Below are 11,766 nucleotides of genomic sequence, written 5' to 3' on the forward strand. Positions count from 1 at the left end.
GGCAGCTCCCATCGGGTTCATGACGATGCCTTGGCCGCGCGGGTTTCCAGCTTTTCCCAGGCGTCCTTGTCGAGATTGGGGAAGCGCACTTCGCAGGGCTGCGCGGACGCCAGGTTGTCGAAGCGGGCGAAGCCCTGGTCATCGAGAAAGCCCGGCACGCACTGACCGTCCGGCAGGCGCAGTTCGTAGGCTTCCCAGGGGATGGGCGAGTCGTCCTCGCCGATCAGCTCGATCTCGACCCAGTACACCGGCACGGGCGACGCCAGCGGGCAAGGCTGGACAGTCGCACCGGGAGGCTGATCACTGAACGGCACCGCCAGCCCTCCCGGAGGTTTCGCGGAGCGACGCGGCCCAGGCGGCGTAGCGTTCGAGCTTGCGTTGCGGCGCCAGGCCGTGGCTCATCAGAATGGCCAGCGCCGGGACCGGCAAGCGCTCGTCCGGGAACGGATCGAAGGCGGCCAGGGAAATCTCGCCGAAACGGGCGATGTCGGCTTCGCTGTGCAGCCCGAACGCCGGGGCATCGCGCAGGATCCGGGTGCTGACGGCACTGACTTCGGTCGCGCTCAAGCGTGGCGCGAGCGTGCTCAGGAGTGTTTGCAGGCGTTCCTCGAAACGCGCCATGCGCGCTTGCGACAAGACGTCGAGTTGTGCCTGGCGGATCGTCAACATGGCTGGACGCTTCAGTGAGTGGGAACGGAACGGGGAATGGAGCGGGGTACTGAATAGCACATCGCCAGCCCAGTCGTCTAACCCGGGGCGCCTGTTGCCGGAAATCCGGGTAGAGTGCACGCCTTGTGTTCAATCAAAGCGTTATGTGAAGCATGAATCGACCGCTGTTCGTGTCACTGGACGGGCCCAAGGGCACCGGCAAGACCACCTTGCTGGAGGCCGTCACCCAGGTGCTGCGCGCCGACGGCAAAAAGGTGATCCGCCTGTGCGAGAAGAAGAGCGATCCCTCTCGGGCGCAAACCATGGCCCTGGTCAACCATCTGGTGAGAAATCCCAGTCGCGAGCTGGAGCTGGGCGTCTGCGAGCGCCTGGCCGACAGCCGCACCTGGATTTCCCGGCATGTGCTGCCCAGGCAGCCCGCCGACAGCATCATCCTGATCGATCGCTGGTACCCCTCGGATGCCGCGTTTCGGCGGATGGTGCCGTTCAACGAGATTCTGCGCCTGAACCTGGAGCGCGAGGTACGGGTGCCGGACCTGCATGTCGGCGTGGTGACCGATCCGGAGATTTCATGGGCGAGGGCGGCGGCACGTTCGCGCGGGCTGAGCAGTACCGTGATGCACCGCCTGGAAGAACAGGTGGCGAGCACCCTGGCGTTCGAGCGGGCGGCGGCGGAGCAGGGCTGGCTGCTCTGCCGCAACGAAGGGACGCTCGAAGCGGCGACGATGCAGGTGGCTTGCGCGATTCATGACGTGCTGCGACTCGCGGGTTGAGCGAGTCGGCGCTTATCGTTTACAGACGCTGCAGAACGTAACTGCTCTCGAAGCCATGCACGCCACCCAGGATGTTGAAGCCCTTGAAGAAGCCCGCGGCCCTGAGCAGATCGACCGCCGGCCCCACTTCGGGCGAGTGCAGGAAATCGCGGTAGTCGTCGAACACGATGAAGCCGCCCGGCACCACGCTCGGCGAATAGAGCAGGAAGTCCAGCAACACGTTGCGGCTGAAGTGACCACCGTCGATGTGCAGCAGCGCGACCTTGGGCGCGAGGCTGTAGAAACGCTCGGCCATCAGTTCCGAGAAACCGCGGATGATCACTGCGTTGGGCAGCAACTGTTCCTGGTAGTGACTGAACTCCTCGAACTGCTTTTCCAGGGCGAACGGGTCGATGCCAATGACGCGACGCTCGTGGTTGCACACCTCGTTCATCAGCATCAGCGACTTGCCTTTCCACACGCCGATTTCCACCACGTCTCCAGGCAGATCGGCAATCAGCAGGGACAGGTAACCGAGCAGGCGCACATCGTCGTGGAATGACAACTCGCGACGCTGCATGGCCAGCTCCGCTGGCAAGCTGGCCTGGGCCTGCTCGAAATACGTGCCGATCATGCTCCAGACCTGGTTGACGCTGTTGGTCAGTTCCGGAGCGCTGGTGAAGTCATTGAGCTCTTTGATCGTGATCATGTTTTCTCTAATTCGGGTGTCGGAAAAAGTAAATCGAATCCCGGTCCCAGGGTTGATCCGTATCAGGATCGATCGAGGGCGACGCGCATGACGACAGCGAAAGGGGGGAGAGGTGTTTACAAGAGCAATGATATCCCCGTTAAGAGCAGCCCTGCTATCAGCAAGCCTGTTGTCAAGCGGGCGCTGACCCTGAGAGCTGGTTGGTGCTCAACGGTCTTGCCAAGTGCAAAGTATAGTTTGTCAAGAATATTCTTTTCATCAAGATCGTCGAGTTCAAATATCGAATCGATGACAGCGCCGGCATTGGGAAATGGATCATGCAAACGTGGAGCGGCATCAAATGCGCTCCGCTGTAGTGCGCGGGCAGAAAGTAGCGCTGATATTACAAGTGTGATCAAGGCAAAGATGGCGGTCACCGCGGCCGTTGTCGTTATCATGTTGATACCGGCATTGGAGCTGAAGCGAAGCATTGCGCCGTAGAGGGTAACCACGCCTGCGAGTGTGCCCAGCGACAATGTGAACATCAAGCGAAGGTGTGCGGTCACCAAGTCTCTAGAGGCTGAAACTTGCTCCAAATATACTTTGACTGTTATTTCAATTGTGAGACGGCGCGCTTCGAATGCAAGCCTGCGCTCATCATTGGAGGTTGTGGCCGACATTTGCACTCCCACTTAGTCTTGTTGAAGATTCCGCTTTCAAAAAAAGCGACTCGTAGTAAGAGTTTGCAGGAACGGCGTCGCGAAATCGAGATTAATGAACGACAGCAAGGCGCGTGGTCCATTGAGAGAGTGGATGCCAGAAGCGGATTTGTTGAATCTGTGTCAGCGTTTCCAAATTAAAGGACACACCTTAACTCTCTGAAAGCAAGAAGCTTCCTAGGTCTAAAGTTTTCTTACGCTGGATTTTCAGCAGAAAAATCCAGCGTAAGAAAATTTCCAATATAATAAAATTATTCATATAAATCAGAAAGATAACATAAATTTATTTTGAAAATATTGATTTTCGCCAAAGTACAGCTATACCTACGATTTCCATGTGATCATGGGAACGGTCATGAAATCTGGAGAGCCTTCAACCCTCGATCTACTGGCCATCACAGGTCATTTCATCCGGGAGTACGTCATCCCCGACAGGGTTGAACATCTTACATCCTGCACCCAGATCAACCTTTGGACGCCCCATCAGCCACGCGGGAGCGCTTTCAAATGATCGAACTAGGCAGCCTGGTCACTCAAAAAGGCCCCGACACCGATCTCTACAAGGTTGAGAAGGTAGTTGATCGCGATCGAAATCTAGTCAAGGTTCGCTCAGTGTCAACAGATGCAACGATGAGTGTTGATGTTAACAACCTGATACAGGTTACTGCCAGTGACATCCTGAAAATGCAGAAGGACGTCAAGGAGCGCGCTGGAGATGCCGATAATGATGTGACGGATGATCCTATTACTGATGAGCAATACGCTCTTGCTCAAGTGCGATTCAATGCGTTCAAAAGGTTCGAGGACGGCGATCTAAAGACGAAAGAAGCAGTCTGCGCCGAGCTGAAAATTGGTCGCAGCACCTTCTATACGTTACTGGGACAGTTTGACGAGTCTGTTGGCGTAGCGTCCATGGTCGTTAACTCAAAGGGGCGCAAAAAGGGCAGCACTCTATTGTCCGAAGATCAAGAGGACGCCATTCTATATTGCTACAACAAGTACGCGTTAAAGGAATGGACGCTTAGCTATATTCATTCAAAGCTCCAGGCCGAGTGCTATAATCGCGAGATACTCTGTCCGTCTCTGTCGGCCATGCGTAAGCGGATATTGGACATCGATCCAGCGGATAGGACTGCTCGCAGAGAGGGCAAGTACACTGCGGATGACATGTATGTCCGCCGCAAGAATCGCCGACTCACTCGTCCCCTACAAGAACTTCAGCTTGATCACACACTAGCCGACATTTTCTTGCGGTCGGAAACTGATGGCAAGCCTATCGGAAGACCATATCTGTCATTAGCTGTCTGCTCCTACACCGGTGTCATTGTAGGGTTTCACCTTTCTTTCGATGCTCCAAGCTCAAGAACAGTTTCGAATCTACTATTGCATGCACTAATGCCTAAAATCGAATTCATGGAGAAGCTTGGCCTGGGTGGACTCATCTATCCATATTATGGAAAGCCAGAGAAGATTTTTACAGACAATGCTAAAGAGTTTCGCTCCAAGAACTTCAGGCGTGCTTGCAGGAAATGGGCTATGAAGGTGTCTTTCCGGCAGTCGAAACAGGCAGGTGGGAAGGTTGAAAGAACCTTTGGAGCGCTAAATACAAAATTCATCCATTTGCAGCGTGGCACGACCTGTTCCCACCCGAGGCGTACGCGAGACTTTGATCCGGCTAAAGACTCGGTGATGACTTACCGGGAGTTCTTGATTGAGCTGACCAAGGCAATTTGCCAACATAACGAAACTGCAGATTACAAGGGCAAGTCTCCAGCTAGGCGTTGGAGAGAATACTACACCGATGCGAATGGTCGGATGCTGCTGCCGGAAGCGATTTTTAACCCGAAACGCTTTTCGCTTGAAGTATTACCTGAGCGCTCAGTGACGTGTACTAATTGCTACGTAGAGTATCGCGGTATTCAGTACGACATTGGCGAGGCCCAAGATCACACTCGCCGGAAGCTCCTTGTAAAACCCGATGCGTTAAATATTCGAATGATATGGGCCTATTTGTCGGCCAAGGATAAATGGATCGAACTTGACGCAGTCGACAAGGACATACTTCCGCGCACGATGACCGAGTTCTTACTTCAGCAAAAGCTTCTTGATCAACAGGGCCATCTTAGCCCCGAGGGTATCAAAGCCACGCAAATGCTCAACGAAGGGCATGCCCTGAACGAAACGAAGTACCGGCGCGCACAGGAGGCGGGACTGATCGACACGGAGTATCACTCACGCAGTGAGCGGCCACAGCAGGCCCGGCCCACCTACCAGAAGCGTGATTTCACCAAGCGGGCATCAGCGATGCTCGGGGAGAGCTAGATGAACCATCTCAGCGAGGGGGCCCGCCAGTTCATGGACAAGTCTGACGAGGAGCGCATTCTGGCGTGTCGTCGAAGGATTTTCATGGTTACGCCTGAAATCATCAAGACCTACGATATGGTTTCAGATCTGATAGCCGCCGAACGTTCAGACAGCAACATCGGTCTTGTTATCGTGGGCCCGCCGGGCGCTGGCAAAACCACTTTGGGCAAAAAAATTGCAGAGGTTTTCGAGGACTCCCCGCATGGCAAAGTTCTGTATATCGACCTAGCCAACTATGCGGAAGACATGGATCTCCGCGCCATCCTTCATCGCGCGCTGGGGGTGGTCAAAACTCCACGAAATCCCTACGTCACTTACGATAACGTTAAGGAGGCGTGCCGCTTGATTCGTGATAAGAAGATCGTTGGTGTGGTGTTTGATGAGTCGCACGATATTGGGCGTGCGGTCAGTGCCAGGCGAGGAGAGGCAAATCTCACGGCCCTCAGATCGTTTTCCAACGGCGACTACGGGCTCACGATTATTCTGATTGGCATCAAGAAGCTCTTCCGGGTACTCGCCCCAGATGACCAACTCACGAGCCGTTTCACGATCCGTAGGGTGACAATGGAGGATTGGAAGTCGGACAGCGAATTACTGGCGAGCTTTCTCACTGGTTTTGTCAGCCATCTTCCTCTCAAAAAAGAGTCCATCGTCGACGGTGTACATTTCATGGCTACGGTCGTCAGGCTGCGGGGAAACACTAGGGCGATCACGGATTTGCTGCGTGCTTGTGCTATTGAGGCCATCCGCAATGGTCAGGAGTGCATTACGCAGGAGCTGTTTGAGGCGATGCATGCGGAGTTCCTCGGCCAGTTGAGCGAGGAAGATATCATCCTAGAGGCAGATATCGGAGGTGGGCCTTCGGAGAGCACTCAGGCTAACCTGAAGCCGCATCGCGCTAAATCCGGTAAACAAAAGTGCGCGAAGAAGGCTGCCAAAACTTGCATATCCAAGAGCACCGCAGAAGACACCAACTCCACCAACTCTAACGAACCGGATGAGCCAATTCAGCCTGAACCAAGCCATGATGGGGAGGCACCCTGAGGCTCTGCAAGAACACTTCCCTCTCACCAAATAGACTGGCCTAGGCCAGCCTATGTTTCGCGTCTAAACGCGTGTCTGGAGGCAAGATGGGGCATTTTCCGCGCTGGATCAGTTCGTCGGACAATGAGTTGGTGCTGCAGCGGTGCCTAAAGATCGTCCATATATCTCACATGCAATTGGCAACACATCATGCAACACAACAATCTGCAGAAATGCAACCAGTGCCGAGCCAGCCCGCGAACATAGACCTGCAGTCCCATGCTGGCACCCAGGTGATCCTGCTTTCTGGCGATGCTGGTTGCGGTATGAGCGCATTGACTCATCAGATATCCCGGAGACTGTGCCGGCGAGGTATCCATGTGTTGGAGCTGCCAGAACTGCCTTCCCAGCCAAACGCGACTTTCATCCATGGGCTTGTAGAAGCTCTGGGGCTGCCCCCTCAGATGATGGCGAGTCAGAAGTCCCAGATTGAGACCATCTACAGCGCCACGTTCAAGCTACGCCAAATCCAGGTGACCGTCGTGAATGACGTGCAATCGTACATGAGGCGTCCTTACAGCAATGCATCGCCAGCGGTGACCAAAATCGCCGAATTTATTCACTCAGGGATTTCAAAATTTGTTTTCTTATGTGCGACAACCCTATGCTGCGACGCCCTGGCTGAGGGCCTGGATATTGAAGAAATTTCTTACTCGAGGGCGCAAATCAAGAGAATGCCATACGGCGCGTCTTACATTGATTTTGTAACCGACACTGTTGAAAGCTTGACCGGATCCCCTGAGATACCCGAGTCCCTGCCGCTGGAGCTGCACCAGCTTTCAGAGGGCTTGATCGGCGTGACCATGAGGCATATTCGGTGCCTGGTGGGCCCACGCTCTGAAATGGCACCCTCCCATGCGCCTCGGAAAAAGACTTGGTTTCGCGGTTTCTGTCAGCCCGTAAATGATGAGGTCTTTTCCTCGTGGCTCATGCGCAACGCGTTCACCAAGAATGTCTTATCGGTAACCGCTACAGAATTGGATGGCTGTCGGCAAGCTGCGAGGTTGTACGGAGGAAGGGATGTAGATCGTGTGTCAGATATCGCGGCAAAGAATGTATTACCGAAAGCGCTCCGTATTTCAACCCTCGCCAGAACATTTCGGCTGTACGATTCCAGAGTTTTTCCTAGCCATTATCTACTCGCATATTGCCCCCAATGCTTGGCTGATGACGTAGCCTGTGGGAGGCTTCCTTCATGGCGAAAAACGTGGCGGCAATACGGATATTGCGTGTGTGACAAACACGAAATACCCGTAATACTCTCTGTTCTACAGCATCCCAGCCCTGATTCTTTTTTCAAGGCTTGGGAGGCTTACAGTGAATACGTCCTGTCGCCACTTTTCAGACTTAAAAGAAGATTGGTAAGTGCGGCGCTTTCTGAAGAAAAGTTATTGATGCAAGAGCGCAAGGTGGGGCTATTAATTTTGCGGGTTCAAAACTGGATGATAACGCAAGTGCTCACGGGCCATTATCGTGGACTTTCGCCCGCCGGAGCGAGGTTTGTACTAAACGTCCTATTGCACGAGCCAATTGCAAAAAGATCCCCAGGCGGATTCGCCAGAACGTATTTCAACTCGCGAGATTTGATCCATGTCTACTATACCAGTCATCGGAATCCAGAAGATTTTCATGGGCACTATCTGACCGCGAGCCCCCGGCAAACCCTGACAGCCTACCTCCTAGTCGGCATCGCCTATGACATGATCAAGCAGTCGGAGGCAGCTTTCCTCCAAAGTGTGTTGGGAATCACCAGGGAAGCTTTCCCAGCATGCCGCTCCGAAATTTCTTATGCTGCGGCCACAATGTTCTTGCCCGAGCATTGGGCAGAAATAAAATGTACTGCACAGCGAGATTTGCCCTTCGATGATCTTTTACAAATTGGTTGGATTTTCGAATACAAGTCGAATCGCAAGTAATTTTAGTCATAAAACGGATGTATGTTCACTCCGGCTACTGCGCCGTATTTTGGCGCCTCTTGCACAAACTAAAAATAGAGAAATCGAACACTGTAAGCTCCTTGGAGAGCATGGTCGTAATCGGATTTTAACTATTCGTGACTTCATGGCTGAGCCAGTTTATATTCGGGCGTAGACCTTTATTGGGTAAAAAATGTCAGCTATACTTGCTTCGAAAGGTACGGTACGAGGTTTGGCGGCCATGACTAAGTTATTGACTCGTAAGGATTTAGAGCGAGAGTTGGCCGAGGCGAAGCAGAGGCTTGCTCAGCAGAACGAAGAGCTTAACTCTCTGCGGGAGCGTATCGAGTCTACGAGGGCGAGAGACTTCTTTGAGAAATTTTATGCGATTGCTGATCGATACGGCTTTAGTGCCGAGGAGGCGCGCGCCATTATATTAAGTGATAGCGCTCAAATCTCTGATGAACAATGGGAGGCTCGTCAGAAGCAGGTTTCGGAATCTCTATCTAACTCCTTGGAAAACCTTTTCAAATTTGCATGCACTGGTGAGATAGGACAGACCGCACTGCGAAAAGTCTTAGATACTGGATTAGCGAATCACAAGCATGAAGTGGAGGAGAGCGCCTAGATACTCGTCATTACCGGCTGCGATACCTATTGATAGCTATAGGTTTGAGTGACGAGTCAATGTAGTGATTGGGAGTGAGAGGAGGTGAGAGTGGCGTCTGTTATTTTACGACCCAAGACTAAAGAGTATCTTGAAGGGCTCAAGGAGGTCATGGATGGGTCTGCGCTAGCTCTCCAGGCTGGCTATAAATACCTGTTCCTCAGTGAAGTCACTCATCTGCTGACGGCTTACGATTATACGTTAGAAGACATTCGAAAAATTCTAAATGGAGAATCTCTATCTCATACTTCTTCTCAACAACGCCCGTTCAAAGGTCACGGTAAAAATGGTATTTCGGTTAGCTTGAATTCACAAACTACCAGCTTCGTAAAAGCGGTGACTCGCAAAGAGAAGAGCTATCGAAATCCGCACACTGGAGAGATCATCTCGCTACGAAGCAGTAAGAATAAGGTTCTGAAGCTTTGGCAGGAGACGTACGGGGTTGAAGCAGTCGAGCAGTGGAGATGTAATACCTGACTATTGATCGGATAATTGCAACCTATTGAAGATTCTCGCAATTGTAGATATGGGCGCTTTTAAGTGAAAACGTCATTTTTCACCGATCATTTTCTTGGCTGGCCTCAGGGTTTTGCGCAAGCCTCTGATATTTATAGGCTTTCAATTGTTGTCAATATCTGTGAAATGCTCTAGACAACTACCTAGTATTGCCTATCAAGAATATATCGCAACTTTACATTTTGTGTAATCGAGCTCAAAGCTTTCGACGGTAGCGTCTGGATGAGGGCAAGATGACAAAAGTTGCGATGACGTATCCCGGGGAAATGAAAAATCACCACGTAGACTTCTACTTGGCGCTCCGACCAAACTCGCAGACTGATCGGGCAAACTCAGTCAAGGGAGCGCACTCAATGAATAAGAGAGGCTAAAAGCCACCCCCCCTCCCAAAAATATGTCGTAATTTCTCGATTCATCATTAGGCTTTACTCTTGCGCCATATTCTACCAACAGTCGTCTGGTGGATTCCGAGTTTCCTCGCAGTCTCACTTTGACTCAAGCCTTGATCGCGACAGAGTAACGCGTTCTGGGCGATGTTATCCGGAAGTCTCCAGCCCGCTCTTTCTCCAACTAGCTTTCCTCCTGAGAAATGTTTTGGCATGTCCGCAACGATTCCTAGAGCCTCCAGCTTTTGAATTTCTTTCTTCAGTGCCGCATGACGCTCCCCCATGGGCAACTGTGCGTCGTAGCTTGAGGCGACCATAAGCAAAGCCATCGGGTCGAAGGATAGTGCTTCAGCGATATTGCCCAGCATCTCCAGCGTCACGCCAGTTCTGGCGTTTTCCAGCCGCTGCAGGTGGCGAGGCTCGATCTTGCTCTGGGCGTACAGTTGATCACGGGACATCTCGCGACTGGCGCGCGCGAGACGCAGGACTGCTGCGAGCGACTCTCTCGAAACCATGTCGAATCCTCAAAAGTGAGGATAAGGCCATATTGATCCTATGCACGCCATGACATATAGTTCTCCGTGTGCATAGCAGGCTCGTCCATAGGGCCGCAATGCACGTGGAATTTGAGGCCAGCGACAGCTGACTCCCGCCAATGATTGGCAAAAAATGGCGATTCGGGTCGAGAGTACGGCCTCCAGTGACCGTCGTGTGTTGGCTATCCCATTGATAGGGTCAGCCCTCAAGCGACCAGCAATGCTAGGAAAACATGTGTTTTTGACAAACAGCGAGGAGCTGCAGGGACGGTTCAAGCTTGGCGATTCTGACGTCTTGTATTGGAACTCCGTCGACCTCAGTAGATGCAGCTTCACTTTCTTGATTGAAGGCGTAGGGTTTGATGGCGGAGCCGTCGGCCCAACGACGCACCTGGTGAGTGACGTCGCAACCGTAAAGTCACTTTGGTACGGTGGTTCTCCGGCTTTGTTGGACGTGCATCAAATTTACGTGATACCTCCGCGGGCTTTACGTCAACGTGGCTGCTCGATGGCTGCCTTGTTGGAAATACGAATGCAAGACGGAAGTGAGCACGCCCCCATCTACGAATTCGTAACCGATTCTGGGCTTGTTTTCACCAGTGATCAGACCTGATTGTGGCAACGTCAGTGTTAGCCGCCGCAGAGTTAAGGCGGGGCGCCGAGACATCGACCCTAGGGCACGACCCGATCGATCATCGTTGCACATGGTGCGCTGCCGATTTGCCTCACATCTCCCACAAGTGCCATATCCAAGCTTGGAGGTTGCATGGCTGCGACGTTAGATGAGATCACACAGTTCTTCTACGGGAGCGGAGAGCCAGTAGAAGGGTGGTTAGGTACCGAGGAAGAACTCATCCGTAGCGCCGAGCAGGCTTTGCCTGGGAAGCCTTTCTGCCTTGTGAAGCATTGGATTATCGCCGACTTGCAGCTCACCCAATATGAGTATCAGAAGCTGTCATCCATGGGGATCCTGCCCAAGGTTGTTTATGCACATGAGGTCGTCCAGGACAGCCGACAGCGCTTCCCGGCTGGCCACTGGGTGCGCACCAATTTTGGATTTTCGCATTACCACCCGTGCATGTTTGAAACAAGAGGTACCGTCTACCTATTGCTGGGTGACGGATTAAGGAAGCAGGCCGCATTTAGTACTGTTTTTTCGTTCCGCGCGTAGCTGACTTCGCACATCGACATACGCTGCCTTCGAGGCGGTGAGGTCGGCTGCGCGCTCATAAAATTGCAGGAGCACATTTTGATCAAATTTGATTGCCGTCAGGTCACGGGAGTGATCGATAAACCACGCGTCACCGCTACCGAGCCGGGAGCAGTCACTGCCCGGATCGTGATAGACGGGGAGGTGCTACCGGAGGTTCTACTGCCGGGAAAAATTTACGAAGAGCTCGAGGCAGGAGAGCGTGTGACCCTGTACGGCATCTTCACCAAGAATAAGGACAAGATGAAGAACAAGGCCAC

At 52.8% G+C, this 11,766-nt stretch carries 12 protein-coding genes and 1 pseudogene; 8 read left to right on the top strand and 5 right to left on the bottom strand.

The genetic code is table 11. The features are described 5' to 3' along the window. Window positions 1-17: 17 nt before the first annotated feature. Both CHB99_RS06305 and CHB99_RS06310 read right to left on the bottom strand, forming a co-directional pair. Window positions 18-314 (bottom strand): hypothetical protein, encoded by a 297-nt coding sequence (locus CHB99_RS06305; RefSeq protein ID WP_141137255.1) that lies wholly within the window; start codon window positions 312-314, stop codon window positions 18-20. Next, a complete protein-coding gene (locus tag CHB99_RS06310) occupies window positions 301-669 on the bottom strand; it encodes a hypothetical protein (RefSeq protein WP_042126190.1) in 369 nt (122 codons plus the stop codon). The genes CHB99_RS06305 and CHB99_RS06310 overlap by 14 nt, the downstream gene beginning before the upstream one ends. A gap of 152 nt (window positions 670-821) precedes the next feature. Between CHB99_RS06310 and CHB99_RS06315 the strand changes: the two genes are divergently transcribed. Next, a complete protein-coding gene (locus CHB99_RS06315) occupies window positions 822-1,442 on the top strand; it encodes a dTMP kinase (RefSeq protein ID WP_042126189.1) in 621 nt (206 codons plus the stop codon). A gap of 19 nt (window positions 1,443-1,461) precedes the next feature. Here the strand turns inward: CHB99_RS06315 and CHB99_RS06320 are convergent, their stop codons facing one another. Both CHB99_RS06320 and CHB99_RS06325 read right to left on the bottom strand, forming a co-directional pair. Continuing rightward, window positions 1,462-2,130: a class I SAM-dependent methyltransferase gene (locus tag CHB99_RS06320; RefSeq protein WP_042126187.1), complete on the bottom strand. Its 669-nt coding sequence runs from the start codon at window positions 2,128-2,130 to the stop codon at window positions 1,462-1,464. Window positions 2,131-2,246: 116 nt separating this feature from the next. After that, the gene (locus CHB99_RS06325; RefSeq protein WP_042126185.1) at window positions 2,247-2,789 is read right to left on the bottom strand and encodes a hypothetical protein; all 543 of its coding nucleotides are present in this window, start codon (window positions 2,787-2,789) and stop codon (window positions 2,247-2,249) included. A gap of 546 nt (window positions 2,790-3,335) precedes the next feature. Between CHB99_RS06325 and CHB99_RS06330 the strand changes: the two genes are divergently transcribed. The 5 genes from CHB99_RS06330 to CHB99_RS29445 all read left to right on the top strand — a co-directional run bounded on the left by CHB99_RS06330 (window position 3,336) and on the right by CHB99_RS29445 (window position 9,335). After that, the gene (locus CHB99_RS06330; protein WP_042126183.1) at window positions 3,336-5,150 is read left to right on the top strand and encodes a DDE-type integrase/transposase/recombinase; all 1,815 of its coding nucleotides are present in this window, start codon (window positions 3,336-3,338) and stop codon (window positions 5,148-5,150) included. Further along, a complete protein-coding gene (locus CHB99_RS06335; RefSeq protein ID WP_042126181.1) occupies window positions 5,151-6,236 on the top strand; it encodes a TniB family NTP-binding protein in 1,086 nt (361 codons plus the stop codon). Between the two features lie 86 nt (window positions 6,237-6,322). After that, complete coding sequence (locus CHB99_RS06340; protein WP_084702781.1) at window positions 6,323-8,191, top strand: TniQ family protein; 1,869 nt, start codon at window positions 6,323-6,325, stop codon at window positions 8,189-8,191. 241 nt (window positions 8,192-8,432) lie between these two features. Continuing rightward, window positions 8,433-8,819 (top strand): hypothetical protein, encoded by a 387-nt coding sequence (locus CHB99_RS06345; RefSeq protein WP_089266442.1) that lies wholly within the window; start codon window positions 8,433-8,435, stop codon window positions 8,817-8,819. 90 nt (window positions 8,820-8,909) lie between these two features. Then, complete coding sequence (locus tag CHB99_RS29445) at window positions 8,910-9,335, top strand: hypothetical protein (protein ID WP_141137256.1); 426 nt, start codon at window positions 8,910-8,912, stop codon at window positions 9,333-9,335. Between the two features lie 457 nt (window positions 9,336-9,792). On the opposite strand, the gene CHB99_RS06350 is transcribed toward CHB99_RS29445, so the two are convergent. Next, the gene (locus CHB99_RS06350; RefSeq protein WP_042126176.1) at window positions 9,793-10,275 is read right to left on the bottom strand and encodes a helix-turn-helix domain-containing protein; all 483 of its coding nucleotides are present in this window, start codon (window positions 10,273-10,275) and stop codon (window positions 9,793-9,795) included. A 787-nt stretch (window positions 10,276-11,062) separates the two neighbouring features. On the opposite strand from CHB99_RS06350, the gene CHB99_RS06360 reads away from it, so the two are divergent. Together CHB99_RS06360 and CHB99_RS06365 are read left to right on the top strand one after the other, a co-directional pair. Next, window positions 11,063-11,467, top strand: coding sequence for a DUF6957 family protein (locus CHB99_RS06360; protein ID WP_042126174.1), 405 nt, complete (start codon window positions 11,063-11,065; stop codon window positions 11,465-11,467). Window positions 11,468-11,545: 78 nt separating this feature from the next. Beyond that, a pseudogene (locus CHB99_RS06365) lies at window positions 11,546-11,766 on the top strand (hypothetical protein); the annotation flags it as partial.

It is taken from the genome of Pseudomonas japonica (genome assembly GCF_900188455.1).
Lineage (GTDB): Bacteria > Pseudomonadota > Gammaproteobacteria > Pseudomonadales > Pseudomonadaceae > Aquipseudomonas > Aquipseudomonas japonica.